The sequence below is a fragment of the Haloferax litoreum genome, assembly GCF_009674605.1.
GTDB lineage: Archaea > Halobacteriota > Halobacteria > Halobacteriales > Haloferacaceae > Haloferax > Haloferax litoreum.
In genome coordinates this window covers 913,879-940,878 of the sequence record NZ_WKJO01000001.1, presented here as the reverse complement: position 1 = coordinate 940,878, position 27,000 = coordinate 913,879, and the positions used below count along the sequence as shown (strand labels likewise).

Genomic DNA, 27,000 nt, shown 5'->3' with positions numbered 1-27,000 from the left:
TCATCGAAGACGCCGCGTGACGACGAACAGCAGACTCGCCGCCGCCACGGTGGAGACTGCGACGAGCGCCCACCCGGCCCCGTAGCCAACCGACTCCACGACGATGCCGAACAGCGGTGGCGCGAGCAGTCCGCCCGTGTTGAGCGCGGTCTGTCCGCCGGCGGTCGCCGCGCCGATATCGTCGTCGTCGACGACGCCGCTCAGACAGGAGTAGAACACGCCAGTCGACCCGTGGATAGTGAGGCCGAGGGCGACGAACACGAGTGTAGTGAAGACCAGCGACCCGCCCGACCACGCGAGGAGGCCGAAGAGGGCGATTGCACCTGCGAGTTGGACGAGTGCGACAGTCGCCGCGCCGCGCGCCCCGCCGAGTCGGTCGGCGAGACTTCCCGCACCGATTCGTCCGATGCTCCCGGTGACTTGCGTCGCCGCGAGGACGCCACCCGCGAGTGCTGGACCCGTTCCGACGACGTCCTGCACGTAGAGGACGGTGTAACCGAGCATCGAGAAGATGGACGCGCCGATGAACAACGCGGCGGCGACGAGTGCGACGTAGGCTCGGTTGTCACCCAATCCTGCGAGTCGCGGGCGTTCGAGGCGGCCGGTTCCAGGACTCCCTCGATAGCGGGCAGCGAACAGGAGTGCGTACCCGAAGGCGACGACGGCGATGAGCCAAAACCCGACTTGCCACGCGGCGACGACGGCGATGCCCGTCACGATGAGCGACGAGGCACCGCTCCCGACGGTGACGCCGACCTGCTTCAGCCCCATCGCGAGGTTCTTGCTCCCGGCGGGCGCGGCGTCGACGATGCCGCGGTTCGACGCGGGCATCGCCGTCGAGTAGGCCGCACCGAGCAGACCGGCGGTCCCCAACAAGAGTGCGTACGACGGCGCGAACGAGACGCCGACGAGGGCGACGGCGAGTGCGGCGAGACCGACGACCATCACCGGTTTTTCGCCGTAGCCATCGACTGCCGCACCGCTTGGGAACAAGAACAGCGTGTACCCGAGCAGACCGGCGGTGAGAAAGACCCCGACGAGTGACTCGGACAGCGAGAACGCCTCGCGGACGAACCCCGTCGCGGCGAAGATGGTGTAGTAACAGAGACTGGCGGCCGTCTGCCACCCGGCGACGGTTGCGACGGCGCGCCACGACCCCTCGGTTTCCGACGCACGTGTCGCACTCGTACCCGAGTCGTGGCGGCGCGCCCCCGTCACTCGTGATACGTCGGTGCCGCCGTCTCCACGACGTCGCACGCGAGTGCTTCGAACGTCGCCTCGCTCGGGACCACGTCGACGTCGATACCGAGCGATTCGGCAGTCTCCCGTGTCGGAGCGCCGATTGCGCCCACGATGGCCGCGTTCAGCCCAGCGATTGCGTCCTCGCGGATGCCACGCTCGTCGGCGGCGTCGAGGAAATGTTCGACCGTGAGCGACGAGGTGAACAGGGCCGCTTCGAGGTCACCGTCGGCGGCCATGACGGCCGACTTCCCGGCCCCTTCGGGGCGGACGAGGCGGTAGAGGACGGTTTCGTGTACGTCTGCGCCCGCATCCCGAAGGCCATCGAGGAGAACCTGACTCCCGTGGTCGCTCCGGGCGACTTCGACCGTCGTGCCCGACACTTCGGGCGCGAGGTGTTCGACCAGCCCTGCGGAGGTGTACTCATCGGGTACACGGTCGACGGTCCACCCGGCCTCACGGGCGGTGGCGGCGGTGGCGGGTCCGATACAACAGAGGACTGCGTCGCCCGGTTCCCACCCGGCCTCTGCGAGCAGTTCGACACCGGTCTTGCTCGTGAGGACGACGTACTCGGCGGGTTCGGGCGTGGCGTCGGTCGGTTCGACGGCCAGCATCGGGTCGGCGACGGGCGTCGCACCGAGCGACTCCAGCAGTTCGACCGCCGCGTCGATACGGTCGTCGTCGGGGCGGAAGACGGCGGCACGAACCTGTTGGCTCATTCGTCGTGTGCCTCCTCGTCGCCGCTCTCCTTCACGTCGTCGGTCGATGCAGCGTTGGCCAGCGCGTCGACACCGCCGCCGTGCAGGAACGATTTGACCCGGTCACGGGTCGCCGCGACGTCACCGATGACGGTGATTGCCGGCGGTTCGATGTCCGCCTCGTCGCGTGCCTCGACGATGGTGTCGAGGGTGCCGGTTGCGACGCGCATCTCGGGCCACGTCGCGCGTTCGATGAGGGCAACGGGCGTGTCACCGTCCATGCCAGCGTCGCGGAGTTCGGCGGTGTACAGCGGCAGTTTGCCGACGCCCATGAGGACGACGAGCGTCCCGCCCGTCGCGGCGAGGGCGTGCCAGTCGATTGCCGACTCCGCTTTCGTCGGGTCTTCGTGTCCGGTGACGAACGAGACGGACGAGACGTGGTCGCGGTGGGTGACGGGGATGCCTGCCGACCCCGGACCGGCGACGGCCGAGGTGATGCCCGGCACGATATCGAACGGGATGCCGTTCTCGGCGAGGTGTTCCATCTCCTCGCCGCCGCGCCCGAAGACGAACGGGTCGCCGCCTTTCAGTCGGACGACTTCGTTGCCCTCGCGGGCGAGTTCGACCATCCGCGCGTTCGTGTACTCCTGTGGCGTCCACTCGCCGCCGGCGCGCTTGCCCACGTCTTCGCGCTTCTCCGGCGGAATCATCCCGAGAATCTCCGGGCCGGGCAGTTTGTCGTGGAGGACGACGTCCGCTTCGTCGATGAGGCGCGCGGCCTTCATCGTGAGCAGCTCCGGGTCGCCCGGACCGCTACCGACGAGGTGGACGACACCGACGGAATCGGCGTCAGTCGATGCGGAACCGGACTCTGTCGTCTCGTCCGCTCCCGGCATCTTACTCCTCCTCTGCTTCCTTCCGGGCGTCTTCGACCAGTTGGCCGGCACCGCGTTCACTCAGGTCGGCCGCGAAGTCGCGGGCGGCGTTCGCGTGGTTGCCGACCGGCAGGTTGCGGGACGTCTTGATGGCTTCCGACCCGTCGGTTGCGAGCACCTGCACGTCCACGTGGACGTGTTCGCCCTGTAGGAGGGCGTGGACGCCGACCGGTGCGATACACCCGCCGCCGAGTTCGGCGAGGATGGTCCGTTCGACGGTGGTCTCGACGCGAGTCCGCGGGTGGTCGAGTTTGTCGTGGACGAGGTCGATAATCTCCGGGTCCGAGGCCGTCACGGCGATGGCTCCCTGCCCGGGCGCGGGGACGAACGACGTTCGCTCGAGACGCTGGTATTCGACTTTGTCGGCGAGGCCACTACGCTTGAGGCCCGCTTCTGCGAGGACGATGGCGTCGTACTCCGTCTCGACTTTTCGGCCCATCGCCTGGCGTTCGAGTTCGCTGAGGCTATCGAACCACTCGTCGGGTCGCTGGTCGAACTCGCTCTCGTGGTCGGTCTTTCCGTGCTTGCCTTTCCGTTCTTCGTCGTCGTCGATGCGCGCTTCGTGTTCTCGCTGGAGACTCGTCGCCAGCAACTTCTCGACGCGCGTGTCGACGTTGCCGCGGAGTGCCGCGACTTCGAGGTCCTCGCGGTAGTTCTGCAGTTGCGCCTGCCGGCGGAGCGACGAGGTGCCGACGACTGCTCCCTCGGGGAGTTCGTCGATGTCTTTCCCGTCAGGGGTCACGAGGACGTCGCCCGCGGGTGCGCGTTCGGGAACGCCCGCGACGACGAGGTCGTTGGGCTTCTCGGTCGGCATGTCCTTCATCGAGTGGACCGCCGCGTCGACGTCGCCGGCGAGAACGCGTTCGTCGAGCGCGCGAACGAACGCACCCGTCTTGCCCAGTCGGTGGATGAGTTCGTCCTGAATCCGGTCTCCCTCGGTCTCGACTTCGACGAGTTCGACGTCGAGTCGTCGGCTTCCGAGCGCCTCCTGTACGCTCGAAGCCTGTGCGCGAGCGAGCGCCGACCCCCGCGTCGCCAGTCGCAGCGTCCGTGTAGTCATACGCTGTTGTCTGGCGTCCGCGTTGAAAAGCCCTCCAGTTCGTCGCCGTCGTGTCGGGTCCTGACGCACCACGCAGGGGAAAGACGCATACTCGGCCCGCACTACGGTTCCCGCAATGCCCTCTCTCGATTCGGTCGGCCAGCAGGTCGGTGACTTCGTCGTCATCGCGCTCCTCTTCTTCGGGTTGCTCCCGCTGTTCGGTCCGCTCGACGTGCTCCTTCCCATCCTCGGCTACGACGCACCGAGATGGCTCGGTTACGTTCTCGCCGGCGCGGCAGGGGCCGCCTTGTCGTGGATTCGCCCACTTCGCCTCCGCCTCGTCGTTCGGGTGTGGCTCGTCGGCCTCGTCACGCTGGTCGTCTTCATCACGGCGCTCGTGTTCTTCGAATTGGACGGGAACGCCGTCGGAATCGTCGTCGCGTGGGGTGTCGGCCTCGGTCTGGGCGTCGGACTCGCCTATCCACCGCTGTGGCGCGCGGCAGAAGCGAGACTCCGAGTGGACTGAAGCCGAACGTCGAGATGTAGCGTTAATGAAGTATTATACGACCGACTGCGTCGCCCTCCGTGTCAGAGGGCTTCTTTGTACGCTTCGAGCGTCTGCTCAATGTCCTCGTCCGTGTGGGCGTACGAGACGAACTGCGACTCGAACTGGTTCGCGGTGAGGAAGACGCCGCGGTCTTTCATCTCCTGCCAGAAGACGCGCTCCCAGCGGTCCGTCTCCGCCTTCGCCACGTCGGCAGCGGTCTTCGGACAGTAGTCGAAGCGGTTGCACGATTCACGCTGTTCACACCCGCTCTCACACAGGTCCGACCGGTTGGCGGGTCCGTGGCGCGTGAAGACGGTCTTGAACATCGAGTCGGTACCGACGACGGTGTACTCGGGTGCCTGGTCTTCGAGGATGTCCGAGATGCCCGTGCGGAGTTTCTCGCCGAGGCGGTTGACGTGCTCGTACACGTCGTTCTCGGCGGCGTACTTCAGATACTCGTGGCCCGCGGCCATCGTGACAGGGTGGCCCGAGAAGGTTCCGGACTGGAACACGTCGCCGCCGGGGGTGAACTGCTCGACGAGTTCGGCCGTGCCGCCGATTGCGCCGACGGGGAACCCACCGCCGATAATCTTCCCGAACGTCGTGAGGTCCGGCGTGACGCCGAACTTGCCCTGCGCGCACTGGAGGCCGCCGACGCGGAACCCGGTGATGACCTCGTCGAAGATGAGGAGTGAGTCGTACTCCTCGGTCACGTCGCGGAGCGTCTGGAGGTAGCCATCGACCGGGTGGACGATGCCCATGTTCGCGAGGATGGGTTCGACCAGCACCCCGGCGATGTCTTCACCGTGTTCTTCGAACACCTCGTGAATCGTCTCGGTGTCGTTGAACGGGACGGGAATCGTGTGTTCGGCGAACGACGACGGGATGCCGGGCGAACTCGGGTGGACGCTCTCGGGGCCGCCCTCGACCAGCGTCGACTCCTGCGCGCCGTGATAGCCGCCCTGCATGACGACGATTTTGTCGCGTCCGGTGACGCCGCGCGCGAGGCGAACCGCGGAGACAGTCGCCTCCGTGCCGGAGTTGACGAAGCGAATCATCTCGACGGACGGGACGTGCCGTGCGACGAACTCCGCGTGTTCGACTTCTATCTCGGTCGGTGCACCGTACATCGGGCCCGCCGCGGCGTGCTTCTGCACGGCCGCTTGCACGGGTTCCGGGGCGTCGTGGCCGTACAGAAGCGGCCCGTAGCCCATCACGTAGTCGATGTACCGGTTCCCGTCGGCGTCGATGACGTGCGCGCCGTCGCCACGTTCGACGAAGAACGGGTAGGGCTTCGTCGCCCGAACCGAGGAATTCACGCCGCCGGCGAGAACCGACAGCGCTCGGTCGTACAACGTACGCGACTCGTCGTGTCTCATGCGCGGCGGTTCGAACCCTCGCGGCAAAGACCTTACTGGGTCGCGCTGTCTGCCGCGTCGCTCGAGTCCTGTATCCGTCTCGCCAACAGCAACCCGGCGGCGTCGTTGAGTGCGTGGATTGCCATCAGGGCCACCACGTCGCGCACGAGGAGGTACATGACCGTCGTCAGCAACGCAGGGACCGCGATGCGGGCGACTGCGCCACGGTCCCACCCGAGGGCGTGACTCGCGGTAAATGCGACGAACGACACGCTTCCAGCGAGAAGCGGACTGCCGGTCGCTTCGAGGAGTCGCTCGATGGCGTACCCGTGGAACAGCGCTTCTTCGGTGACACCGGCGGTGAACGCGACCAGCAGGCGGTGTCGAACCGACAGCGACGCGAGTTGCGACATGCCATCGCCGAGGTCACCGATGCCGACTCGGTCGAAGACGGGCGCAGTCAGCACGCTCGCCGCGAAGAGGACGAAGACGCCGCCACCGACGACTGCGACGAACGAGAGTGGGTCGAGTGTGCGCCCGGTGAGCGACGACAGTGGCCGTCCTTCGACGACTACGACGTACGCACAGAGCGTGAGAAAGACGCCCCACTTCCCGGTGTCACTCAGGACGAGGTCCGCGCGCGGGTCGCCGGGGTCGGGGACGTACCGGTCGATGGCGACGCCGACGAGTGACACCCCGGCGAGGGCGATGAAGAGACCACCGAGAACTTCGACACTCAACACAGCGGGACACCGTTCATCGTCACGTCGCTTAGTCTAGAGTCCAAAAATGGTTTCGCGTGGGTTCGGCCTCCGCCCCGGTGGTGGGGGCTACCGGCTTCTTCGGTTGTGTAGATATAGGTACTTCGCCTCTCAGTGAACGAGAATATCACCGATTGAGGCGGTCGAGACGGTTCTGTGGACTGAAGTTGCCGAGACGGCCGTGGTGGCCGAGAAAGCCGACGTCGTGATTCATCGACGCGGCGAGTACCGCGTCGTCGACGCCCTCAGACCGCGTCGCGACCGGTCTTCCCGGTTCGGACCTGCACCGCGCTCTCGACGGGGAGGATGAACACCTTCCCGTCGCCTTTCTCGCCCGTGTGGGCGGCGTCGGCGATGGCGTCGACCACGTCTTCTGCCGGGATTTCGGCGACGATGCACTCGACTTTGACCTTCTGGTGGAGGTCGACGGTGTACTCTTCGCCGCGCCATTGGCTCTTCTTCGCGGGTTGGGACCCGCGGCCGGAGACGTTCGAGACAGTGAGCGACGGTGCGCCTACCTCGGCGAGCGCCGTCTTCACGTCGGCGAGTTTGTCGGGGCGGATGATGGCCATGACGAGTTTGATACCGCCGTCGTTCGGCAGGTCAGTGTCACTCATGGCTCAGTCCTCCTTCCCCGTCGTCATGAATCCATCCCCGTGGGGAATGCCCGACCCGTCCGCGCGGATGCCGGTGTCGGCGTCGGGCGACCCGAACTCGGGGTAGGTGTCGACGCCGTGTTCGGCCGTGTCGAGACCCTGACGCTCGTGGTCGGGGGAGACGCGGGCTTGTCCGACGGCGCGGAAGGCACCGAAGATTGCCGCGGTGGCGGCGAACGTCCAGACGGCGATGACGCCGACGCCGACAATCTGCGGGATAGCGAGCGAGACGACCGAGGCCCCACCGTGCCAGACCGGCATGGCGAACACTGGGTACAGCAGTGTCCCGAGGACGCCAGCGGACCCGTGGACGGGGAAGACCGCACACACGTCGTCGATGCGGAGGCGTTTTTCGACGAACTCGAAGACGATGGGGAGTTGCATGCCGGCGAGGAGGCCGACGACAAGGGCACCGGGCCAGACGATGTCGTCCGCGATGGCGGTGACACCGACGAGACCGGCGAGGAGGCCGTTCGCAACGTAGAGCGTGTCCACCTTCCCGGTCTTGTACATGGCGACGCCACCGGCACCGATTGCGCCGGCGGCCATGCCGAGGGTGGTCACGAGGGCGACGCGACCCACGTAGGCGAACGACCCGAGGGTCACTGCGCCGTCAGCGTACGCGAGAGGCGCGGCGGCGGTCCCGACGTTGAAACCGTACCAGCCGAACGCGAGGATGAGTGTGCCGAGGACGGCGAACGTGATTGAGTGGCCGGGAATGACGTTCGCGCTCCCGTCGGCGTTGAAGCGGTTCATCCGCGGGCCGATGAGCCACGCGGCGGTGAGGCCGGCGATGCCGCCCATCCCGTGGACGATCATGCCGCCGGCGAAGTCGTGGAAGCCGAGTCCCCCGAGGAAGCCACCGGCCCAGGTGACGCCGACGACGACGGGGTAGATGACGCCCGCGATGAAGATGGTGTACGTCAGGTACGCGCGGAGTCTCGCGCGGCCTGCGACGGCACCGGAGACGATGGTTGCGGCGGTCATGGCGAACACAGCGCCGAAGAGCCAATCGACCCACGCCGTCGTCGCCGCGGCGTCGGGCGCGTAGAGGCCCATGAAGGCACTCGTAATCGTCGTCGACGGGCCGCCGGTGACGCCCGCGATGATGGACGAGACGGCGGCGCCCAAGAGGAAGAACACGATGACGCCGATACTCCACGTCAGCAGGTTCTTCGTGAGTTGGTTGGCGACGTTCTTCGCACGCACTTGTCCGGCTTCGAGCATGGCGAATCCGGCGTGCATGAAGAAGATGAGGAACGTCACGGTGAGAACCCACACGAGGTTCACACCTTCGACGACCGAGGCGAGGTCTGTCTGCAGGGCGGTCAGCATACGGTTCCTCCGATAGACGATTCGAACTGAGGTTCGAGTGGACAGTCGTTCATGTTGGTGCTCGATTCGCGACCGAATGTCTCGCGAATCATGAGAGATTGTAACCACATGAAGGTACATAACCATTCGTGTTGACATATGTCCATATAATCTCTGTGTGGAAGACATATGTCCGCTTTAAAATGGAGTATGAGTTGTTTAAGGTCGTAAGGTGGGTACTAATTGGACAAATGTTGCCGCACAATTCGACGCATGTAGTGTAAGAAAAGTTATGGGAGGGTCGGGACAGAATCGAGACCCCCAGCGGGTGTGCTGCCGCGTGCGCGGTGGAAACAGCCCACGTGTGCGGCGGCGAAAGGTGTCGTTATCGGCTGGTTAGTCGCTCAGACTGCCGGTTTCCCCTCCTTGCCGGTGCGGACTTGGACTGCCTCTTCGACGGGGATGACGAATATCTTCCCGTCACCCTTCTCGCCCGTGTGGGCGGCGTCGGCGATGGCGTCGACCACGTCTCCGGCCGGGATGTCGGCGACGACGCACTCGACTTTGACCTTCTGGTGGAGGTCGACGGTGTACTCTTCGCCGCGCCACTGCCCTTTCTTCGCGGGTTGGGACCCGCGGCCGGAGACGTTCGTGACGGTGAGCGACGGTGCACCCACTTCGGCGAGTGCCGTCTTCACGTTGGCGAGTTTGTCGGGGCGGATGATGGCCATCACCATCTTGATTCCCTCGTCCTCGCTCATTGGTCGTCACCTCCGTTGGCCGCTTCTTCGGTGTGGCCGCCGTCAGTGCGCACGTCGGTTCCACCGTCCGTCGCGGTCGGCGTTCCCAGACCACGGTCTGGTCCTGAGTCGCCGACGAACTCGGGGTAGACCGAGACGCCGTGTTCGCCGACGTCGAGGCCTTCGAGTTCTTCTTCTTCCGAGACGCGGAGGCCGAAGATGGCGTCGGCAATCGCGAAGACGACTGCCGAGGCGACGATGGTCCAGAGGGCGATGATGCCGACACCGGCGACCTGCATGACCAGTTGCGTCGCGGAGAATCCGCTGACGGCGAACACCGGGATGAGGGCCGTGCCGACCGCACCTGCGACGCCGTGGACGGCGAAGACGCCACACACGTCGTCTATCTTCAGCGAGTCGACGGTCCAGCGGTAGGCGGGCAGGACGATTGCGCCGCCGAGCGCGCCGAGGATGAGGCCGCCCCACCACGTGACGTGGGGGACAGCGCCGGTGACGGCGACGAGGCCAGCGAGCAGACCGTTTGCCATCCAAAGTGGGTCTGGCTTGCCCTGGTAGCTGGTCGAGACGAGCATCGCGGCAACTGCGCCGGCACCCATACCGAGCGTGGTCACGAGGGCGACGCGGCCGAGTGCGGCACCCATGAATTCGAGTCCACCGCTTTCGGTGGTCGCGAGGACGGTCGCCTGCGTGCCGACGTTGAAGCCGTACCAGCCGAACGCGAGGATGAGCGTGCCGAGGACGGCGAGCAGCATCGAGTGGCCCGGAATGGGCTGGCTGTTCCCGTTCGCGTCGAAGCGACCCTTACGTGGACCGACCATTTTCGCGCCGACGAGGCCGGCGACGCCACCGCACATGTGGACGACAGTCGCACCAGCGAAGTCGAGGTACCCGACGCCGAGCACGGCACCGAGGTAGCCGCTTCCGGAGAGGAGGCCACCGGACCACGTCAGTCCCTGCACGACGGGGTAGATGAAGCCCGTGATGGTCGCCGCGAAGACGATGTACGCGCGGAAGTCCATGCGTTCTGCGACGGCACCGGAGACGATGGTGGCGGCGGTCATGGCGAAGACGGCACCGAAGAGCCAATCGATCCACGCACCGGAGTCACCGATGTAGGAGAACGCGGCGACGGGGTCGAAGCCACCCGGCGAGGTGAGGCCACCGACGATTGTCGCCACGCCCGCACCGACGATGAAGTAGACCAAGACGCCCAGCGCCCAGTCGGTCATGTTCTTCATCAGGACGTTGCCGACGTTCTTCGCGCGAACCTGCCCTGCTTCGAGCAGCGCGAACCCCGGCTGCATGAAGAAGATGAGGAACGACACGACGAGAATCCAGACGTAGTTGACCCCCTGTGCGACGACTGCGGGGTCGACCTGCAGTGGCGTCACGTGTGCCCACCTCCAAGATTGTCTACTGAACAATCGGCTACTTTTCTACCGTATCCGTGTGGATTGTGGTGCTTCATCACGGTTCGGCTTCATGGTGAGGTAATACATAAAGTGTGGGGTTGAAGTTGTAAATTTTCAACAGGCATAATACGACACTCGAACAAAATAGGCTAGAATATTACGCATATAAGGTTGTATATCGTCCACTCTGTAGACGATTGTTCGGCAAACTGTGGACGAACGTTCAGGAAAATGTTGCCGGGCATAGGCGTTCTGGCCGTCGCGCGCTCGGTACCGCGTGCCGTCTCCGGTATCTCTCCCGGGTCCGCTATCGGTCCGTAGAGAGCATCTCGGCGACGTGTTCGGCGAAGTACGTGATGATGAGGTCCGCTCCCGCCCGTTTCATCGACAACAACGACTCGTACGCAGTTTCGTCGAGGTCCAACCAGCCCTTCTCGGCGGCGGCGTGGAGCATCGCGTACTCTCCCGAGACGTTGTACGCGGCGACGGGGTGGTCGAAGTTCTCGCGGATGGCGCGGACGATGTCGAGGTACGGCAATCCGGGTTTGACCATCAGCACGTCAGCGCCCTGTTCGACGTCGAGGGCGACTTCGCGCATCGCTTCGCGGGCGTTGGCGGGGTCCATCTGGTAGTGTCGCCGGTCACCGAAGGCTGGCGCACCGTCTGCGGCGTCGCGGAACGGCCCGTAGAAGGCGCTCTCGTACTTTGCGGCGTAGGACATGATTGGGACGTCACCGTAGCCTGCGTCGTCCAGTCCCTCGCGGATTGCGCCGACCATCCCGTCGGTCATCGACGACGGCGCGACCATGTCGGCACCGGCCTCGGCGTGCGAGACGGCCGTCTTCGCGAGCAAGTCGAGCGTGGGGTCGTTCTGGACGGTCAGCGTTGGGTCGTCTTCTGCGTGTGCTTCCAGCACCCCGCAGTGCCCGTGGTCGGTGTACTCACAGAGACACACGTCGGTGATGACGTAGGCGTCCGTCTCGGCGGTGATGCGCCGAACTGCCTCCTGTACGACGCCGTCTTTCGCGTACGCGCGCGACCCTTCGGCGTCTTTCGTCTCCGGGATACCGAAGACGATGACCGCCTCGACGCCGGTTTCGCGCACCTCGTCGACACGGTCTGCCGCCTCGTCGACGGGGACACGTTCGTGGCCCGGCATCGACTCGATTGGGAGTCGTTCGTCAGTCGTCGCGTCGACGAACACGGGCGCGACGAGGTCCGTCGCCGCCAGTGTCGTCTCCGAGACGAGTGGCCGTATCCCGTCCGTTCGAAGCCGTCGCGGGCGGTCGGTGAGGTCCATACCGTGCCTTCGAATGGCGGTGGCAAAATGCCGTCGCTCTCGCTCTGAAGACCACCACAGTGACGATGCTCGCCGTCGAACTACTTCGCACCGATGCGCGCAGTGGTCCCCCAACTCCCCGAATTCCTCCGCGAACTCCTCACGTCGGACGTCGCGTTCGTCGTCCTCTTCGTGGTGTTCGTACTCGAAGGTGCGATGTTGCTCTACATCGCGCCCAGCGAGTTGCTCGTTCCAGGAGCGCTGGTGCTGATTGGTGAAGAGTACCTGTTCCCCATCCTCGCAACCGCCGTCGCCGGCGCGACTGTCGGGCAGTACGGCCTGTTTTTGGTCGCCAAGCACGGTGGGCGCGAGTACCTCGTCTCTCGTTCGTGGTTCCGTCTCGACGAGTCCAAACTCGACCGATTCGACGGGTGGTTCGAGCGATGGGGGCCACTCGTCGTCCCCGCGAGCAACGCGATGCTGTTCACGCGCGGGATGCTCACCGTGCCGGCGGGGTTCGCAGAGATGTCGTCACGGCGTTTCCTGGTGCTATCCGCTGCGGGGACACTGGTGTTCGAGACTGCACTCGCGGTGCTCTTCGTGTTCGGTGGGCGAGTCGTCGGGTAAAGTGACCGTTTGGAGGACGGTAGGCAGTCCTTAGCGGGGGTGCGTCCGTGGGTAGGAACTCACTTCGTTCGGTTAATGTCGAGTTTCTCTTTCAAATTTGCGAGTTCTTCTGACTCGGCGAGTTGCTCGACGCGCTTGCGGAAGTGTCGCTCGCAGAGGCCGACCTTGATGTGGTCTTTCTCGGCGGCGTATGCGGCCTCACGGTCGCAGTAGTGACACTGCATACCCGCCCATCAGTCGTCACAGGATTTAAGTCTACGCCCCGGGGTAATCCGGAGTTATTAGCTGACTAACGAGTTAGAGACCGGGAATTTCACCGGCAAACTGACTGTACGCCGACTCTGGCGGTCCAGCACGGCCCAACGTCTCGTCGTGCGCGTCGCTTCCGCCGGTCGCGAACAGGTCGAACTTCTCGATTGCGTCGTCGACGAGTGACTCGTCCGTCTCGTATCCGTACGGGTAGTACCGTTCGACAGCATCGAGGTCCGCACACAGGGAGAGTGCGCCCGCCGGGTCACGGTACCGGAAGGGGTGTGCGAGGCCGACGACTGCGCACGCATCGTTCAGTACGCCCACGCCGTGGTCGAACGACGGGAGGTCCCGGGGAACGTAACACGGTCCGTCCGCGCCGATGAGTTCGTCGAACGCCCCCTGATAGTCGTACGGGGCGTCGCTGGTGTCGATTGCGTGCGCGATGTGTGGTCGGCCGATACCGTCGTGGAGGTCGATATCGAGGTGGACGCCGGTCGTCTCTTCGACGTACTCGACGATTTTGCGCGCGCGCTCGACCCGGTTTTGCTGAAGTCGCTCGACTTCGGCAGTGAGTCCGGCGCGCCGTTCGACACCGTATCCGAGGAGGTCGACCCGACGTTCACCGGCGTCGACGCGGAGTTCGATGCCGTGGACGATGGCCACGCCGTCACGCTCGACGACTGGCGCGTCCAGTTCCGGGTGATAGCGGTCGTGGTCCGTCACCGCCACCACGTCGACACCGCCCGCGCGGGCCGCATCGGGGAGACGGTCGGTGGTGAGGCGACCGTCCGATGCGGTCGTATGGAGGTGGAGGTCCGCTACCGGCGGGTCGTCGTGCATGCGTCGTCGTGGGTCCGAGGAGGCAACAAGTCTTGCGCACGAACTATAATTAAGGACGATTAAGGACTACCAATTCTCTAAGGACAATCATGGAAAATCATTAAGGATGTGGTCCGGATTTGTCTGGGTGTAATGCGCCTGAATGGACTCGGCGACGCCATCGATCGCCACGAATACCCGACTAGCTCGACCGACTTCGCCCAACACTACGGGGACGAAGTAATCGAGCTTCAGAACGGCGAGGAGACCGTCGCAGAGATTCTCGCTCGTCTCGGTGACGAGACGTACACGTGCCCCCAGGACGTCCGCGACGCCCTCTTCACCGGTGTCGGTCACGAGGCAATCGGTCGGCGGTACTACAGCGACCGTGACCCGTCGCCGCTCGGTGAGGACGGCCCCGAAATGGTCTCCTTCTAAGCACCGGAAACCCTGTGGAATAATTTTCTCAGTAACTCAGTCCCCTGAGCCAGTGGCTCGTCACGCTACTGGAAGTGCTCGCGGAGGTGCCGCTTGCAGAGGCCGACCTTGACGTGGTCTTTTTCGGGGGCGTATGCGGCCTCCCGGTCACAGTAGTGACACTGCATACCCGTCTATCTGGGGATGTCGGATGTAGCTATGCACTCGCTACGCTGCGTCTTTCTCTCTGGACACGACCGCAGTCACGTCCGGTTCGAACGCCGGGAGGAACGGTCACGGGACAACCCCGCTACGAAAGCCACGGCAGGTCCACGGGAACGGACCCTTTCGAGTAGCCCTCGACGTGTCCCGACGGACGGAGTCTGAACACGACGGCTGGGCGGTGTCGAACGTCTGGTTGTTCGCCCATGATAGCGGACCAATCGTCGTCGGGGTACGACGAACAGTCGACGAAGAGGGTCACACCGCCGCCGTGCTCGGCGAGTTGGCCCTCTCCGTTCGTCTTCGTCTGTGCCGTGTCACGAATCGCGGCGATTGGGTTGCTGACCGAGCGCCGATTCGGAGGGAGGGGGCGCGTCACTTCGATGAGTGCACCGCCGGCGCGGGTGTTCTCTGCGCGGAAGTCGATAGAGTGCCCCGTCGCGACTTCGATTTCAGGCGTGATGTCGTAGCCCGCTTCCGTCAGGAGGTATGCCACGTCGAACTCGCCCATCGCGGCGGCCATCCGCGTCGGGTCGAAGTATTCAGAGGTTCCGAGTTTACCGGCCATGAGTTCGCGGTACTCGTCGAGGACGCCCGTCGCGAAGAAGTCCTCGTAGAATTCGAGTGCCTCGTCGCGGGTCGCGTCGGGGAACCCCGCCGCGTGTTCGTAGAAGAACGAGCGCGTGGTCTCGCGGCCGTCTTTCGAGAGGAACACCGGCAGGAAGAACCACGAGAGGTGTGGGTAGGGCTTCAGCCACGGTGACTCCTCGAACAGTTCGGCGATGAATTCGCGCTGGGCCCAGCGAGATATCTCGAAGGGTGCTTCGTCGAACGATTCTTTGTCGGTACGCCAGAGCGAACTCGGTGTCTCGGTGTTACCGAGCCAGTACGCGTGGTCGTCGGTCCACGCGAGGAGGGCCGTATCACCGTTGTCCACGTCGAACCGACGGGCCTCGTAGCCGTCGGGTGGGTCGTACCACGGGGCGCTCATCGTCGCACCGAGGTTGGCGTCGAGCGGCTGGTAGACGTCGCGGTTGACGCGCGACATATCCCACCGGCCGGGAGCATAGCGAAATCGAAGGGGGCGTGCCACACACGGTGTAGTCCGTCAGGTGTTTTTATCCTTTCCCGCCGGCGCTCGTCTCTGTCGTCGCTATCGTTACGTCCGGGGGATATGTATCAATACTCTGAACATCTCCGATAGATATATGTGGTACACCTCCGCACGGTATGGTGTATCATGTCAATGGGTGCCTACGACGAAGCCGAACACGAACGCCGTGAACGCATGACGAGCCAGGTCGAACCCGGCACCGACGACGACCGGACGACCTACCACGGCTCTATCGAGTACGACTCCGGAGATTCGACGGAGGCGCTTCTCGAACAGTTCAAGCAGATGAAGTCGGACGATTAGGCCGACCACTTTCCTGTCTGCGCCTCACGTTCGCACGAGCGCCGCTGCCGTCACCGAGACGACAGTCACGGCGACGACGTGCCCACCGACGGCGACCAGCAAGACCGGTTGGTCCAGAATAAACGGAATCACGAGCACCTGCGCGACGCCGAACCCGACGTTGAGGAGATTCACGCGCCGGACCGTTCGCGCAGTTGGTTCGTCGAAGCGGTAGCGGACCGCACCCCAGAGACCGACGACGGCGGCCCACCACGAGGTACCGATGCGATAACAGAGGTCCCAGAGGACGAGGAGCATCAGGTAGACGACGACGACGGGTGGTTCCGGCCCGAAGAGCACGGTCAAGAGCGGTGTCCCCGCTTGCCGGGGGTCGAACACGAACAGGTGTGTCACGAGGGCGACGAACGCGAGGATGCCGAGGACGACTTCGATGCTCGACCCGAAGAGGAGGCGTCGATACGGGGCGGGAACCATGGCCGCGCGGGTTCGCTCGCCCATGCGGAGCATCACGACACTTCCCACGGCGGCGACGACGATGGCCGCCGTCCCTGCGATAGCCGCCGCCCAGAGGTCGTACACCCACGCCAAGACGAGGACTGCGGCTTCGAACACGGCGATTTGGAGGGCGATGGCTCCCGCGTCACCGATATCGACGCCCGGAAGCGCACCGACGATGCTCTCGTACACCCACGTCTCACCGTACTCCGGGGCGTCGTTCATATCCACGTCGTAGGGACCCGTGGCTTATCAATCGACACTGTCACGACGGGTGACGTGTCGCCGCTTCTCACTCGTCGGCCTGTGACGGCATTTCGGTCGCGGGTTCGATACGAATCGGTTCCTCCTCGCTCTCTTCGTGTAAGGCCTGTTCGACAGCAACGTCGAACGGTGTCAAATCGACCGTGACGATGTCTCGGATGCGGTCGTCGGTGACGACGACCGGATTCTTTAGCCCCTCGATGAGGGGACGCGCGACGTCCGTGTCCACGTCGGTCACGAGACCAATCCAGTACGACGACAGGCGCGGCGACAACACCGGAACCGGGACGATTCGCGGCGCTTGGCCGAGGTGGGTCCCGACGCGCTGGAGCATGTCACGGTACGTGAGCACGTCTGGGCCGCCGATTTCGTACGTCTCGCCCGCCGTCTCGGGATGGTCGAGGACGCCGACGAGGTAGGCGACCACGTCGTCGATGGCGATTGGTTGGCACTTCGTCTCGACCCACTGCGGCGTCACCATCACCGGGAGACGCTTCGCGAGTTGGCGAACCATGTCGAAACTCGCGCTGCCGGCACCGACGATGATTGCCGCCCGGAGTGTGGTGAGGTCGAACGACCCCGACGAGAGGAGATGTTCGACTTCGCGTCGCGACCGGAGGTGTGGCGAGAGTCTGTCTCGCTCTTCCCCCAGACCACCGAGGTAGACGACACGTTCGACGCCTGCTGCGTCCGCCGCGTCCACGAAGTTGCGGGCCGCGAGTCGGTCACGTTCTTCGAAGTCGCCACCGGACCGCATCGAGTGGACGAGATAGTAGGCCGCGTCGACGCCCTCCATGGCGGGCGCGAGCGTCGCCGCGTCGAGCAAGTCGCCTTCGACGACCTCGGCCCCCGTTGGCCCGGTGTAGCGACTCGCGTCGCGGACGAAGGCGACGACGTCGTGACCCGCGTCGAGGAGGGCGGGAACGAGACAGTGGCCGACGAATCCGGTCGCACCGGTCACGAGAACTCTCATGGTGTGTGGTGACGCTGCGCAAGGTGTTAAACTCTCGTCGCGTCTCTCTCAGTCCTCGGGCCCTGTCTCTGCCCGGATGGTATCCCATCCCGGTGTCTCGGGTGCACCGCGAGCAACTTCGACGTCGTCAGGGTGTGGGGCATCTGCGGCCGCCGACCCCAGTGTGGCGGCGACTGCCTCCCACTCGTCGACGAGTTCGCCGCCCCACGACGCCGACTTCAGCGTGCGCTCACGCGCGTCTCGGGCGCGCGTCTGGTCTACTTCTACCGACCCCGGATGCGACCCGACTGCGACGCCGACGAACTCGGCCCTGTCTTCCGGGGTCAACGACCGACGCTGGAGTCGGTCTATCACGCCGTCGAGTCGTGCCGGGTCAGGGTGGACGAACACCTTCGCGCCGAGTGCGTGTGGACCGAGGAGCAACCCGTGCTGGTCGTCTGGCGGCGTCTCGTCGAGCAGACGCTCGCCACCGTAGGACTCCTCGACTCGTTCGCACTCCGTCTCTTGGTCGAGCGTGAGGTTGTGTCCGGGGTACTCCGAACACTCGGCAGGGTAGAGGTCGGTGTCGTGGATGCGACACTGGAGGGTCTCGGGGTCGAGGAAGGTGCAGGCACGGAGCCACGTCCTGTCGAGGTCGAACGGGGCGACGGGTTTCGGCGGCTTGCGCATGCCGACGAAGAACGCCGGGTTGCCGCCAATCGTCGCCACTTCGGTCCCGTCGATTTCGACGCCCTCACCGGACGGGACTTCCCACAGACGGGGCGTGAGCACGTCGCCGAGGCCGGCGTCGACGAAGTTCCGAATCTCGTCGCGAGTCAGTGGGACGAGGTTGTACGTGTCGTCGAGTGGGGCACGTGGTCCCCGTCGCTCGTGGTCGAGTGGGAGCGGCGAGACTGGTCGCCAGTCGACGCAACATCCTGCACACCCTTCGCAGTCGACACGCATGCCATAGAAGTTATACGCCTATCGACATGAACTTCCCGGCGCGCTGTCGTCTGTGTGGCACACGTCGCGCTGGGCGGGGTGCTTTTGGCGCTTCGTCACCTCACTCGTCGTATGACCTCTGAACCGTGCGACGCCTGTGGGAAGGGCGTCCGTATCGCCGGCGGCATCGGCGACCTGTGGAACTTCCCAACCTCCTCGTCGGGCGGGATGACGCTCGAACTCGTCGATGGGTCGGAACACTTCCTCTGTTTCGAGTGCATGGAGCAGTTGCCCGGTGACCGCGAACCGACCGCAGAAGACGTTGCCGCGCTCTAAGACCCGGACTCTCCTCGCCGTTTTCGACCGGGAGCGGTGGATTTAGGCCTCCCCACCGACAGAAACCATCGTGGACCCGTCACGCATCGTCGACTCGTTCCCAGCCCCCAGTTTCCGCGGCAATCAGGAGCAAGCCCTGCGTGACATTCGCGCCGCCTTCGAAGACGGCAAGGACGTGGTGCTGGTTCGCGCTCCGACCGGGAGCGGAAAGTCCCTCCTCGCACGCTCCATCGCGGGCACGGCCCAGACCGTCGAAGAGTCGTCACCCGCGGAGGCGACGGACGCGTACTACACCACGCCACAGGTGTCGCAACTCGACGACGTCGCCGAAGACGACTTGCTCTCGGACCTCAAGATTATCCGCGGGAAGTCGAACTACAACTGTATCATCCGGGGTGAAGAGGACACGCCGGTGGACCGTGCGCCGTGTGCCCGAACGCGCGGATTCGACTGCACCGTCCGACACCGCTGTCCGTACTTCTCCGACCGCGCCATCGCGTCGAACCGCCAGATTGCGGCGATGACGCTCGCGTACTTCATGCAGACCGCCGGGTCTGACGTGTTCCGCAAACGCGACGTGGTCGTCATCGACGAGGCGCACGGACTGGCCGAGTGGGCCGAGATGTACGCGACTATCGACCTCAAACCTCGGACAGTGCCGGTGTGGGACGACATCGGCGTGCCGGACCTCTCCGAGGCGGGTGACCCGGTGGAACGCGCCGCGCGCTTCGCCGAGACGCTCGTCGGCGTCTGCAAGCGTGCGAAAGACGAGTTACTGACGAAGGCCGAGTTGACTCCAGAGGAGGCCGCCCGCCGCGACCGGTTACAGGAACTCCGCTCGGAACTCAAGTGGTTCGTCGAAGACTACCGCGACCCCCAGAGTCCGACGACGTGGGTCGTCGACCAGCACGACGGTGAGGGGTCACCCATCGCTATCAAACCGCTCGACCCGGCGAAGTACCTCCAGCACACCGTCTGGGACCGCGGAAACAAGTTCGCCCTCCTGTCGGCGACGATTCTGAACAAAGACGCGTTCTGTCGGTCGGTCGGATTGAACCCCGCGAACGTCGCACTCGTGGACGTTGGACACACCTTCCCGGTCGAAAACCGCCCGCTGTACGACGTGACGCAGGGGAAGATGACGTACGAGCACCGCGACGAGACACTCCCCAAAATCGCCCGACTCGTCGTCCGTCTGATGGCGAAACATCCCGACGAGAAGGGCCTGATTCACTGCCACTCCTACGCGATTCAGGCGGAACTACGCCGCCGTCTCGCCGAGATGGGCCTCGGAAACCGTATCCACGGCCACGACAGGGACAACCGTAACGCCGAGTTGGAGACGTGGAAAGCAACCGACGACCCGGAGGTGTTCCTCTCGGTCAAGATGGAAGAGGCACTCGACCTGAAGGGCGACCTGTGTCGATGGCAGGTGCTGTGTAAGGCACCGTACCTCAACACGAACGACTCGCGCGTCGCCCGCCGCCTCGAAGACGGGCAGTGGTCGTGGTACCGCCGCGCGGCCCTTCGGACCGTGATTCAGGCGTGTGGCCGGGTCGTCCGCGCCCCCGACGACTACGGCGACACCTACATCGCCGACAGCAGTCTCCTCCAGTTGTTCGAGAAGACGCGCCACGACATGCCCGACTGGTTCGCAGAACAGGTCGACCGGATGACGAAACCGGACCTCCCCGAGTTCGACCCCGTCGCCGCCGGCGGGCGCGGAAGCAACGCCCGCGGCGACCATTCGAGTCTCGGCAGTGCGAACCTCGGCGGGCAGTCATCGCAGCGTTCGCAGTCCCGGTCCGGTGGTCGGAGCGGAGGGTCGGGGTCGAACAGCACTCGGACGGGTGGAGGACAGTCGACTCGGCGCAATCGCTCTGAGTCGGGTGGTTCCGACGACGAGAGTCGAGATAGTCACCCGCTCTCTGACGTGTGGGGCGAGTGATTACAGGATGAAACTGACCCCGTAGAACAGCGTCGACCCCATCATCAGTGCCACGAGCGTCAGCGCGATGAATTGCTGTCGGTCCATGTTCGTTGCCTCGGGAATGCGGTAATTAACGCTTTTGCACCGGTTCGCGCGACTGATAACGGCGTGAGCGGGTGCTACGGTGCGGACGATGTCCAGTGAACGAACGGGCGTTCGTCGGTGAGCGACCCTGTCGGGAACCCCCTCGGTGACGTTCGGGTCGAACCGCCGCCGGCGGGAACGTATTAATATGTGATAGTATATCGTAAAACAACTAAAATACTCTCTCCGTCCAAGGGTTCCCGTCGCTACGACACAAATCTTCAATGATTGTTAATGGTCTTGGTCAGATTGAGTGTGATAACGATGTTTGATCCACAATCGTAAATCTATACTGTCCTTAATTATGTCTTTGACACGGTTTCTCACGAAATAGTTAACACAAATGCGATTGAAGAGAGGATATCGGTCATGCACTCTAACGCACTCGCCACGGCGATCACACTGTATCGTAGTGGAACACTGACGCTCTCACAGGCGGCGACCCGGTCTGGGTACTCAGAGGACGAACTCCGCGTCGCCCTCCAGCGCCACGGCGTCTCGGTGCGCGAGGACGATGCACCCGTTACGGCAACGTCTACCGACCACTCGGCGAGTGCAGACTGATTCGGCCCTCCCTTCGACCCCGTTCTCTTGGTTCTCGCGGCGCTGACACTCGATAGCGACTGTTCTAGAACAATCTCCGCGTTTCGTCCGCCCGAGCAGTCGGTGCTTACTCGTCTGCGTCTTCGACTGCTTCGTCTGGGAGGATGTGGAGTCCCGACTGACTCTTCAAGACCGGCACCATCGCCGCGTCTGGGTCGAAGTAGTCCGGTCGTGGGATGGTCTTCGACTCGAACGTCACGGGGTCTAGGACCTGTACCGCGTACTCGTCTTCGACGGTGACGACGGTGGTCTCTTCGGCGTCTTCTGCCGACCCGAGGTGCTCGGCGTCCGGTCGTTCACCGTCTTCGAAGGCAGATTCGTAGTCTTCTCCGGAGGCGAGACGAACCCCTTTGAGGCGGCCACGGTTGCTCCTGACGAGGACGGGGCCGTCGCCGTCTTCCGGGTCGATGACGTCGCCGGCGGTGTAGCGGGGGAGTCGCGCGACGAACGTGACGCGATAGACTTCGTTCCCGTCGCCGTCTTCGGTGACGAGCGTCGGGTGTTCCTCGATGGTCCCGCCGAAACGTTCGCGGATTTGCTTGGCGACGCCGCTTCCCATCTGATTGGTCGAAATCTTGATGTTCGGGCCGTTTGGTGTCCGCTTGATACTCGAGATGAACGCGTCTCGGTCGCCTTTCTCCTCGCGTTCTGCGATGTACGACTCGGCGATTTCGATAGCCTCTTCGGCCTCTTCTTTCGTCGGTGTCCGGTCGTCGGCGCGGACCTGCACGAGACTGGCGAAGTACCCACCGGCGATGCGGCCACAGCGCTTGCACGTCTCTCGCGAGATGCTCACCGGGACGACTATCGACTCGTCGACTGGCGTGCCGCGGACGATGCCCGAGAAGTGACAGTGCATCCGGATGTTGTTCTCGTCGACCTGCTCGGGTTCGACGCCCCAACTGACCTCTTGGGCGTTGAGGTGGACGCCGAGGGAGTTCGATACCTCTTCGATGGCGATGTCGGTGTAGTCGCGGGCACCGACGTCGACCCATCGGTTACCGCGCTCGATTGCACCGCACTGCGCACAGACGTGGACCTGTACCTCGTCGGGGGCGTCGACCAGGTCGAAGTCCTCGAAGTAACACGAGTCGCAGACGACGTCGTCTCGTTCACGAGGCATCCCGGGAAGTGGGTCGTCCCGCTCCGGGATGGGGTCCCCACATCGGGGACAGAAGTCGCGAGATTCGCTCATTGGCGGGTCTAGTCCGTTCGACCGCTTAAGTTCCGCGCCACGCTTCGACGGTCGGGTCTACTCTTCGACCTCTTCTAGTTCGAGGTATTCGGCGGCTTCCTCGTCGGACACTTGCGAGAAGTCGCGGTAGAACACGCCGACGGCACCGAATGCTTCGGGCGCTTCGACGGTGACGACTTCGTCGCACTCGTCTTCGAGTTCTCTGACGGTGTTCGGCGGCGCGACGGGAACCGCGAGCACGACACGTTCGGCGCCGGCGGCGACGACCTGCCGAAGACACGCGCGAGCGGTCGCACCCGTGGCGATACCGTCGTCGACGACGACGACGCGCTTTCCTTCCACGTCGGGAAGTGGGTCGCCGCCGCGGTACAACGAGACTTTCTCCCGTGCGACCTCAGCCTCGCGTTCGCGCTCCCTGTCGAGGTACTCGTCGGTCACGTCGAAGTACGATAGCAAGTCTTCGTTCCACCACGCGCTTCCGTCGCCGGCGACTGCCCCGAGCGCTAACTCCGGATTCCCCGGTGCGCCCACTTTCGCCGCGACGACCACGTCGAGCGGTACTCTGAGTCGGTCGGCAACCTCGCGGCCGACCGGAAGTCCTCCCCGTGGGATGGCGAGGACGACGTCCGCCTCTTCGCTCCGTTCGTCGAGCAGGTCGGCCAGCCGTCGACCCGCGTCTTTTCTATCGGCGAACATGTTTTCTAGAGATAGGTGCCCGGCCGGGAAAACAGTGTGTCCCGGTTTCTGTCGATTGCGAACCGCTACTCAACAGCCGTTCTGGTTAAATTCGACGTGTGTACGCCCGTCGTCAACTGTCGAAATATCGATGTAGAGCCGTTCTTCTGGTCCGTCTTCGCCGACACAGTCCGGATAGAAGTGGTAGGGTGCGATTCGTCTTCGAACGTTGTGGATGTCGACTCGGACGATGTATGGACGACTTTCGGCGATGTCGTCTCGCTTCACGACCGACGCGTCGGTGTCGGACGCTGCTGGGACCTGTATTTCTCCGTCGAAAACGGTTGCGTCGTCTAGTTCGTCGGCGTTCAACCGCAGGATTTCGACCCAGACGAAACGACGTTCTTCGTCCCGATTGATGATGGTCACGTTGAGTTTCTTTGCGAAGTTCGAGAGCGCAGAACACCCGGCTATCGCCGTGGTGGCGATGGTTCCGGTCGAGGCCAGAAAGTGACGCCGATTCATGTCTACTGTCTGACGGAGTGGTGACAAAAATCTCCGTATTACCGGTTCGCCCTCACTCCCAGAGCGTCGGTTCCGGAACCTCCTCGTCGGCCGCCTCACGCCACGAGTGGGTGGGTTCCCAGTCGAACAGCAGTTCCGCTTTCACCGTCGCGAGGGCCGATTCCTCGCCGTCGAGGGTACATTCGCCGGGCAGTTCGCCCCAGAACTCTTCGACGGCGTCGGCGGTGGGCCGCCCGAGGTAGTTCTCTGCGGCCGCCGCGTGGACCGCTTCGTGGCCTTCGACAGGCGTTTCGAGGGCGGCGGCGACGAGTCCCGCAACGTCGCGCACGTCCACGTACGACCAACAGTTCCCTGCACCGCCAGCGAGGTCTCCTGCCTCCGCGATACCACGGCAGTTGTACTCGCCGGGCATCTGAATCCACGACGGACGGATGGCGCACACTGAGGCGTCGTACTTTCGGGCGACCATCTTGGATATCTCCTCGCCGGCGACTTTGGCGGTCCCGTAGGGGTCTTCGGGCCGGAGCGGGTGGTCTTCCGTAATCGGGAGGAAGTCTGGGAGTGGCTTTTCCTCGGCGAAGGCGAACCCGTAGGCGCTCTCAGACGAGGCCCAGACGATTCGTGCATCGGCGCGCGCGGCGGCGACGAGGACGTTGTACGTCGATTGCACGTTCGTCTCGAAGACGCGCCCGCCGGCGTGCCGCGTCGGTGATGGGATGGCCGCCCAGTGGACGACTGCATCGGGGTCGATGTCGGCGACGAGGTCGGCCACTTCGCCCATGTTCGTCAGGTCGGCGGCGCGGAAGTCGAGATTCTCGCGAGCGTCGACTTCGAACCCGGGGTGGTCCAAATCGACGGCAACCACGTCGTAGTCGTCGGCGAGTCGGTCGGTAATCCAGCGACCGGAGCGTCCGAGGGCACCGGTGACGATGACAGTCTCCATACGTGGTCGATGACCCGCAGTCGTGCTAAATCCACGCATTGTGGTGTGATTTCGTCGCCAGTGTGCGAATCTATCGCACTCCAACAGCGTTTATTAGCCGGATTACTAATCACGGGGTATGGAATGGAAACCGGACTGGGGACTTCGCGGGCGCATGGCGTTCACGATGTTCCTCCTGTTCGCTCTCTACATCGTCTTCGCGACGTTGTTGGCGGTCTACTTCGGGGACCTGCTCGTCGTCGTAGGGTTCATGAGTATCTTCCTCTTCGTCCAGTTCTTCTTCAGCGACAAGATAGCGCTCTACAGCATGGGCGCGCACGTCGTCGACGAAGACGACGGGCCACAGGCCGCGAAACTCCACGCGATGATTGGCCGCCTCTCGCAGCAGGCCGACCTGCCCAAGCCGAAAGTCGCAATCTCGGATACGTCCGTTCCGAACGCCTTCGCGACGGGTCGGTCGCAGAAGAGCTCGGCCGTCTGCGTCACCACCGGACTCCTGCGCACGCTCGACGACGACGAGTTGGAAGGCGTGCTCGCACACGAACTCGCGCACGTGAAGAACCGCGACGTGATGGTGATGACCATCGCGTCGTTCCTCTCCAGCATCGCGTTCCTCATCGTCCGCTGGGGCTGGTTCTTCGGTGGCGACGACAACCGCCAGAACATGCCGGTCATCGTCGCAATCGTCGCGTCGCTGGTCGTCTGGATTATCTCGTACCTGCTCATCCGGGCGCTCTCGCGCTACCGCGAGTATTCGGCAGACCGCGGGGCCGCCATCATCACGGGTCGCCCGTCGGCGCTGGCGTCCGCCCTGCTCAAGATTTCGGGCCGGATGGAGAACGTCCCGAAGCGCGACATGCGCGACACCTCGGAGATGAACGCGTTCTTCATCATCCCCATCAAGTCCGACTTCATCGGTCGCCTGTTCAGCACCCATCCCTCGACGGACAAGCGCGTCGAGCGTCTCCGCGACATGGAACGCGAGATGGAGACAGTCTAACCCGGCTCCTACACTTTTCGACCGCTTTCGCGGGTGTCCCTCGTTTGAGTCGGGTCACTTCCGAGTCTTTATGAGATGTCGATTAGTTGCCAAACCATGGATACTCTCCCTCCAAGTATCGATGAAGACGAGTTGACGTCGTACTTTTCCACGGAACTCGGCGTCGAGGTGACCGAGACCCGCCTCCTCAACGACAAACTCAACGTGATGCTCGCGGTCTCGACGACGGACGACGAGGATGCCTTCATTCTCCGCCGGCCGAACAGGCTGCGAGACACCAGTCTGTTCGGTGAGTTGGAAGGCGAATACGAACTACTGCAACGTCTCGAAGAGACGTCGATACCGACACAGTCGCCCGTCCATTTCTGCGACGACGAGTCGGTACTCGGAGAACCGTTTTTTGTCACGACACACCTCGAAGGCGAAACGATTCCGGTCGGTGCCGCCCTCCCTGAGCGGTTTCAAAATCCGACTGCACGCAAGCGCGTCGCGACCGGCTTTATCGATTTACTCGCCGAGATTCACTCGCTTGATATCGAACCCTTCGAAGGGGTCTGTGAACGCCGCTCGCCGTTGGAACAAGTCGCTCGTGCGACGGACCGACTCGACGAGAGCGCGCGTGTGACGGACCACGACCTCTCGTCGCTCATGACCATCGCTTCGTGGCTTCGGGAGAACGCCCCGTCGGAGTCGAAGACGACGCTCGTTCACGGCGACTTCAGACCGAGTAACATCGTCTTCGGGAGCGAGAATCACCCAGTGTTCGCGGGCGTCATCGACTGGGAAACCGCCCAACTCGGCGACCCCTTGACCGAACTCGGCTACTTCTGTCTCTACTGGCGAGACGAAGCAGACCCGACACTCCCACTTTCTGAACTCGAATCGAAGTACGCCGATGCGGGTGGCATCCAACACGTTAGGGACCTCGACGAACACGGGTTCACACCGTTTTCGTTGGAACCCGGCAGTCCGACACGACGAGAACTACTCGCTCGCTACGAGAGACAGACGGGCATCGAGTTCGAGCATCAACGGTTCTACCGGGCGTACTCTGCGTTCATGCTCGGAGTAGTGTGGGCTGACCTCGACCGACACGATGTCCAAATGGGGTCAGAAGCGACCAGAGGCGCACTCATCGACTATATGTCGATAGTTGCGGACGCCATCGTTCGCGGCGAGTTCCGACGCTGACTCTCTCGGGATTCGCCCCACGACGCTAAGTTACCACCACACCTAGCGG

General features: G+C 63.9%; 30 protein-coding genes and 1 pseudogene. 9 read left to right on the top strand and 22 right to left on the bottom strand.

Going from position 1 to position 27,000, the window contains the following annotated elements; translation table 11 throughout:
* Genes GJR96_RS04935 through hemC form a run of 4 tightly spaced genes read right to left on the bottom strand, consistent with a single transcriptional unit; the run spans position 1 to position 3,932 of the window.
* Positions 1 to 1,218, bottom strand: a complete 1,218-nt coding sequence (locus GJR96_RS04935) for an MFS transporter (RefSeq protein ID WP_151163911.1) — start codon at positions 1,216 to 1,218, stop codon at positions 1 to 3.
* Positions 1,215 to 1,958, bottom strand: a complete 744-nt coding sequence (locus GJR96_RS04930) for a uroporphyrinogen-III synthase (protein WP_151161913.1) — start codon at positions 1,956 to 1,958, stop codon at positions 1,215 to 1,217. Before GJR96_RS04930 ends, GJR96_RS04935 begins: the two co-directional genes overlap by 4 nt.
* Positions 1,955 to 2,833, bottom strand: coding sequence for a uroporphyrinogen-III C-methyltransferase (gene cobA, locus GJR96_RS04925; protein ID WP_151161912.1), 879 nt, complete (start codon positions 2,831 to 2,833; stop codon positions 1,955 to 1,957). The genes GJR96_RS04930 and cobA overlap by 4 nt, the downstream gene beginning before the upstream one ends.
* A gap of 1 nt (position 2,834) precedes the next feature.
* Positions 2,835 to 3,932: a hydroxymethylbilane synthase gene (gene hemC, locus GJR96_RS04920; protein ID WP_151161911.1), complete on the bottom strand. Its 1,098-nt coding sequence runs from the start codon at positions 3,930 to 3,932 to the stop codon at positions 2,835 to 2,837.
* Positions 3,933 to 4,047: 115 nt separating this feature from the next.
* On the opposite strand from hemC, the gene GJR96_RS04915 reads away from it, so the two are divergent.
* Complete coding sequence (locus GJR96_RS04915; RefSeq protein ID WP_151161910.1) at positions 4,048 to 4,437, top strand: hypothetical protein; 390 nt, start codon at positions 4,048 to 4,050, stop codon at positions 4,435 to 4,437.
* 62 nt (positions 4,438 to 4,499) lie between these two features.
* Here GJR96_RS04915 and hemL read toward each other — a convergent pair whose 3' ends face one another.
* From hemL to hemB, 7 genes are all read right to left on the bottom strand, one after another.
* Positions 4,500 to 5,837: a glutamate-1-semialdehyde 2,1-aminomutase gene (gene hemL / locus GJR96_RS04910; protein ID WP_151161909.1), complete on the bottom strand. Its 1,338-nt coding sequence runs from the start codon at positions 5,835 to 5,837 to the stop codon at positions 4,500 to 4,502.
* A 32-nt stretch (positions 5,838 to 5,869) separates the two neighbouring features.
* Entirely contained in the window at positions 5,870 to 6,559 is a 690-nt protein-coding gene (locus tag GJR96_RS04905) for a CPBP family glutamic-type intramembrane protease (RefSeq protein ID WP_151161908.1), read from the bottom strand.
* A 263-nt stretch (positions 6,560 to 6,822) separates the two neighbouring features.
* Complete coding sequence (locus GJR96_RS04900; protein ID WP_151161907.1) at positions 6,823 to 7,194, bottom strand: P-II family nitrogen regulator; 372 nt, start codon at positions 7,192 to 7,194, stop codon at positions 6,823 to 6,825.
* 3 nt (positions 7,195 to 7,197) lie between these two features.
* Positions 7,198 to 8,568, bottom strand: a complete 1,371-nt coding sequence (locus tag GJR96_RS04895; RefSeq protein WP_151161906.1) for an ammonium transporter — start codon at positions 8,566 to 8,568, stop codon at positions 7,198 to 7,200.
* Between the two features lie 383 nt (positions 8,569 to 8,951).
* Positions 8,952 to 9,308: a P-II family nitrogen regulator gene (locus GJR96_RS04890; RefSeq protein ID WP_151161905.1), complete on the bottom strand. Its 357-nt coding sequence runs from the start codon at positions 9,306 to 9,308 to the stop codon at positions 8,952 to 8,954.
* Entirely contained in the window at positions 9,305 to 10,699 is a 1,395-nt protein-coding gene (locus GJR96_RS04885; RefSeq protein WP_151161904.1) for an ammonium transporter, read from the bottom strand. The genes GJR96_RS04890 and GJR96_RS04885 overlap by 4 nt, the downstream gene beginning before the upstream one ends.
* 328 nt (positions 10,700 to 11,027) lie before the next feature.
* Positions 11,028 to 12,020, bottom strand: a complete 993-nt coding sequence (gene hemB / locus GJR96_RS04880) for a porphobilinogen synthase (protein WP_151161903.1) — start codon at positions 12,018 to 12,020, stop codon at positions 11,028 to 11,030.
* A 93-nt stretch (positions 12,021 to 12,113) separates the two neighbouring features.
* Between hemB and GJR96_RS04875 the strand changes: the two genes are divergently transcribed.
* Entirely contained in the window at positions 12,114 to 12,626 is a 513-nt protein-coding gene (locus tag GJR96_RS04875; RefSeq protein ID WP_151161902.1) for a DedA family protein, read from the top strand.
* Positions 12,627 to 12,685: 59 nt separating this feature from the next.
* Here GJR96_RS04875 and GJR96_RS18045 read toward each other — a convergent pair whose 3' ends face one another.
* Both GJR96_RS18045 and GJR96_RS04870 read right to left on the bottom strand, forming a co-directional pair.
* On the bottom strand, positions 12,686 to 12,850 hold the full coding sequence (locus GJR96_RS18045; protein WP_191965810.1) for a DUF6757 family protein: 165 nt from the start codon (positions 12,848 to 12,850) through the stop codon (positions 12,686 to 12,688).
* Between the two features lie 73 nt (positions 12,851 to 12,923).
* A complete protein-coding gene (locus tag GJR96_RS04870; RefSeq protein ID WP_151161901.1) occupies positions 12,924 to 13,718 on the bottom strand; it encodes a PHP domain-containing protein in 795 nt (264 codons plus the stop codon).
* A gap of 132 nt (positions 13,719 to 13,850) precedes the next feature.
* Between GJR96_RS04870 and GJR96_RS04865 the strand changes: the two genes are divergently transcribed.
* Entirely contained in the window at positions 13,851 to 14,135 is a 285-nt protein-coding gene (locus tag GJR96_RS04865) for a DUF5789 family protein (protein WP_058571551.1), read from the top strand.
* A gap of 68 nt (positions 14,136 to 14,203) precedes the next feature.
* Here GJR96_RS04865 and GJR96_RS18475 read toward each other — a convergent pair.
* Positions 14,204 to 14,302, bottom strand: a pseudogene (locus tag GJR96_RS18475) (DUF6757 family protein); the annotation flags it as partial.
* Between the two features lie 122 nt (positions 14,303 to 14,424).
* Positions 14,425 to 15,429, bottom strand: a complete 1,005-nt coding sequence (locus tag GJR96_RS04860; protein WP_151161900.1) for a DUF5784 family protein — start codon at positions 15,427 to 15,429, stop codon at positions 14,425 to 14,427.
* Between the two features lie 147 nt (positions 15,430 to 15,576).
* Between GJR96_RS04860 and GJR96_RS18040 the strand changes: the two genes are divergently transcribed.
* Positions 15,577 to 15,753, top strand: coding sequence for a DUF5786 family protein (locus tag GJR96_RS18040; RefSeq protein ID WP_191965809.1), 177 nt, complete (start codon positions 15,577 to 15,579; stop codon positions 15,751 to 15,753).
* A gap of 24 nt (positions 15,754 to 15,777) precedes the next feature.
* Here GJR96_RS18040 and GJR96_RS04855 read toward each other — a convergent pair whose 3' ends face one another.
* The 3 genes from GJR96_RS04855 to GJR96_RS04845 all read right to left on the bottom strand — a co-directional run bounded on the left by GJR96_RS04855 (position 15,778) and on the right by GJR96_RS04845 (position 18,430).
* Positions 15,778 to 16,473: a DUF7530 family protein gene (locus GJR96_RS04855; protein WP_151161899.1), complete on the bottom strand. Its 696-nt coding sequence runs from the start codon at positions 16,471 to 16,473 to the stop codon at positions 15,778 to 15,780.
* A gap of 67 nt (positions 16,474 to 16,540) precedes the next feature.
* Positions 16,541 to 17,485, bottom strand: a complete 945-nt coding sequence (locus tag GJR96_RS04850) for an NAD(P)H-binding protein (RefSeq protein WP_151161898.1) — start codon at positions 17,483 to 17,485, stop codon at positions 16,541 to 16,543.
* 48 nt (positions 17,486 to 17,533) lie between these two features.
* Positions 17,534 to 18,430 (bottom strand): YkgJ family cysteine cluster protein, encoded by an 897-nt coding sequence (locus tag GJR96_RS04845; RefSeq protein ID WP_151161897.1) that lies wholly within the window; start codon positions 18,428 to 18,430, stop codon positions 17,534 to 17,536.
* 111 nt (positions 18,431 to 18,541) lie between these two features.
* On the opposite strand from GJR96_RS04845, the gene GJR96_RS04840 reads away from it, so the two are divergent.
* The 3 genes from GJR96_RS04840 to GJR96_RS04830 all read left to right on the top strand — a co-directional run bounded on the left by GJR96_RS04840 (position 18,542) and on the right by GJR96_RS04830 (position 21,383).
* Entirely contained in the window at positions 18,542 to 18,745 is a 204-nt protein-coding gene (locus GJR96_RS04840) for a DUF7561 family protein (protein ID WP_058571546.1), read from the top strand.
* A gap of 70 nt (positions 18,746 to 18,815) precedes the next feature.
* Positions 18,816 to 20,693 carry a helicase C-terminal domain-containing protein gene (locus GJR96_RS04835; RefSeq protein ID WP_151161896.1) on the top strand — a complete coding sequence of 626 codons (1,878 nt, stop codon included), beginning with the start codon at positions 18,816 to 18,818 and terminating at the stop codon, positions 20,691 to 20,693.
* Positions 20,694 to 21,188: 495 nt separating this feature from the next.
* Positions 21,189 to 21,383 (top strand): DUF7317 family protein, encoded by a 195-nt coding sequence (locus GJR96_RS04830; RefSeq protein ID WP_151161895.1) that lies wholly within the window; start codon positions 21,189 to 21,191, stop codon positions 21,381 to 21,383.
* A gap of 106 nt (positions 21,384 to 21,489) precedes the next feature.
* On the opposite strand, the gene GJR96_RS04825 is transcribed toward GJR96_RS04830, so the two are convergent.
* From GJR96_RS04825 to GJR96_RS04810, 4 genes are all read right to left on the bottom strand, one after another.
* Positions 21,490 to 22,617, bottom strand: a complete 1,128-nt coding sequence (locus GJR96_RS04825; protein WP_151161894.1) for a 60S ribosomal export protein NMD3 — start codon at positions 22,615 to 22,617, stop codon at positions 21,490 to 21,492.
* Positions 22,618 to 22,674: 57 nt separating this feature from the next.
* Entirely contained in the window at positions 22,675 to 23,313 is a 639-nt protein-coding gene (locus GJR96_RS04820; RefSeq protein ID WP_151161893.1) for a phosphoribosyltransferase, read from the bottom strand.
* A 69-nt stretch (positions 23,314 to 23,382) separates the two neighbouring features.
* The gene (locus GJR96_RS04815; RefSeq protein WP_151161892.1) at positions 23,383 to 23,817 is read right to left on the bottom strand and encodes a hypothetical protein; all 435 of its coding nucleotides are present in this window, start codon (positions 23,815 to 23,817) and stop codon (positions 23,383 to 23,385) included.
* 52 nt (positions 23,818 to 23,869) lie between these two features.
* The gene (locus GJR96_RS04810; RefSeq protein ID WP_151161891.1) at positions 23,870 to 24,760 is read right to left on the bottom strand and encodes an NAD-dependent epimerase/dehydratase family protein; all 891 of its coding nucleotides are present in this window, start codon (positions 24,758 to 24,760) and stop codon (positions 23,870 to 23,872) included.
* Between the two features lie 118 nt (positions 24,761 to 24,878).
* Here GJR96_RS04810 and htpX point away from each other — a divergent pair, with 118 nt between their 5' ends.
* Together htpX and GJR96_RS04800 are read left to right on the top strand one after the other, a co-directional pair.
* On the top strand, positions 24,879 to 25,760 hold the full coding sequence (gene htpX / locus GJR96_RS04805; RefSeq protein WP_151161890.1) for a zinc metalloprotease HtpX: 882 nt from the start codon (positions 24,879 to 24,881) through the stop codon (positions 25,758 to 25,760).
* Positions 25,761 to 25,856: 96 nt separating this feature from the next.
* Positions 25,857 to 26,951 (top strand): phosphotransferase family protein, encoded by a 1,095-nt coding sequence (locus tag GJR96_RS04800; protein ID WP_151161889.1) that lies wholly within the window; start codon positions 25,857 to 25,859, stop codon positions 26,949 to 26,951.
* The last annotated feature ends 49 nt before the right edge of the window (positions 26,952 to 27,000 follow it).

Coding starts and splice junctions, on each gene's coding strand:
- GJR96_RS04930 (WP_151161913.1), bottom strand. CDS start 1,958: ATGAGCCAACAGGTTCGTGCCGCCGTCTTCCGCCCCGACGACGACCGT.
- cobA (WP_151161912.1), bottom strand. CDS start 2,833: ATGCCGGGAGCGGACGAGACGACAGAGTCCGGTTCCGCATCGACTGAC.
- hemC (WP_151161911.1), bottom strand. CDS start 3,932: ATGACTACACGGACGCTGCGACTGGCGACGCGGGGGTCGGCGCTCGCT.
- GJR96_RS04915 (WP_151161910.1), top strand. CDS start 4,048: ATGCCCTCTCTCGATTCGGTCGGCCAGCAGGTCGGTGACTTCGTCGTC.
- hemL (WP_151161909.1), bottom strand. CDS start 5,837: ATGAGACACGACGAGTCGCGTACGTTGTACGACCGAGCGCTGTCGGTT.
- GJR96_RS04900 (WP_151161907.1), bottom strand. CDS start 7,194: ATGAGTGACACTGACCTGCCGAACGACGGCGGTATCAAACTCGTCATG.
- GJR96_RS04895 (WP_151161906.1), bottom strand. CDS start 8,568: ATGCTGACCGCCCTGCAGACAGACCTCGCCTCGGTCGTCGAAGGTGTG.
- GJR96_RS04890 (WP_151161905.1), bottom strand. CDS start 9,308: ATGAGCGAGGACGAGGGAATCAAGATGGTGATGGCCATCATCCGCCCC.
- hemB (WP_151161903.1), bottom strand. CDS start 12,020: ATGGACCTCACCGACCGCCCGCGACGGCTTCGAACGGACGGGATACGG.
- GJR96_RS04875 (WP_151161902.1), top strand. CDS start 12,114: ATGCGCGCAGTGGTCCCCCAACTCCCCGAATTCCTCCGCGAACTCCTC.
- GJR96_RS18045 (WP_191965810.1), bottom strand. CDS start 12,850: ATGCAGTGTCACTACTGCGACCGTGAGGCCGCATACGCCGCCGAGAAA.
- GJR96_RS04870 (WP_151161901.1), bottom strand. CDS start 13,718: ATGCACGACGACCCGCCGGTAGCGGACCTCCACCTCCATACGACCGCA.
- GJR96_RS04865 (WP_058571551.1), top strand. CDS start 13,851: ATGCGCCTGAATGGACTCGGCGACGCCATCGATCGCCACGAATACCCG.
- GJR96_RS18040 (WP_191965809.1), top strand. CDS start 15,577: ATGTCAATGGGTGCCTACGACGAAGCCGAACACGAACGCCGTGAACGC.
- GJR96_RS04855 (WP_151161899.1), bottom strand. CDS start 16,473: ATGAACGACGCCCCGGAGTACGGTGAGACGTGGGTGTACGAGAGCATC.
- GJR96_RS04850 (WP_151161898.1), bottom strand. CDS start 17,485: ATGAGAGTTCTCGTGACCGGTGCGACCGGATTCGTCGGCCACTGTCTC.
- GJR96_RS04845 (WP_151161897.1), bottom strand. CDS start 18,430: ATGCGTGTCGACTGCGAAGGGTGTGCAGGATGTTGCGTCGACTGGCGA.
- GJR96_RS04840 (WP_058571546.1), top strand. CDS start 18,542: ATGACCTCTGAACCGTGCGACGCCTGTGGGAAGGGCGTCCGTATCGCC.
- GJR96_RS04830 (WP_151161895.1), top strand. CDS start 21,189: ATGCACTCTAACGCACTCGCCACGGCGATCACACTGTATCGTAGTGGA.
- GJR96_RS04825 (WP_151161894.1), bottom strand. CDS start 22,617: ATGAGCGAATCTCGCGACTTCTGTCCCCGATGTGGGGACCCCATCCCG.
- GJR96_RS04820 (WP_151161893.1), bottom strand. CDS start 23,313: ATGTTCGCCGATAGAAAAGACGCGGGTCGACGGCTGGCCGACCTGCTC.
- GJR96_RS04815 (WP_151161892.1), bottom strand. CDS start 23,817: ATGAATCGGCGTCACTTTCTGGCCTCGACCGGAACCATCGCCACCACG.
- GJR96_RS04810 (WP_151161891.1), bottom strand. CDS start 24,760: ATGGAGACTGTCATCGTCACCGGTGCCCTCGGACGCTCCGGTCGCTGG.
- htpX (WP_151161890.1), top strand. CDS start 24,879: ATGGAATGGAAACCGGACTGGGGACTTCGCGGGCGCATGGCGTTCACG.
- GJR96_RS04800 (WP_151161889.1), top strand. CDS start 25,857: ATGGATACTCTCCCTCCAAGTATCGATGAAGACGAGTTGACGTCGTAC.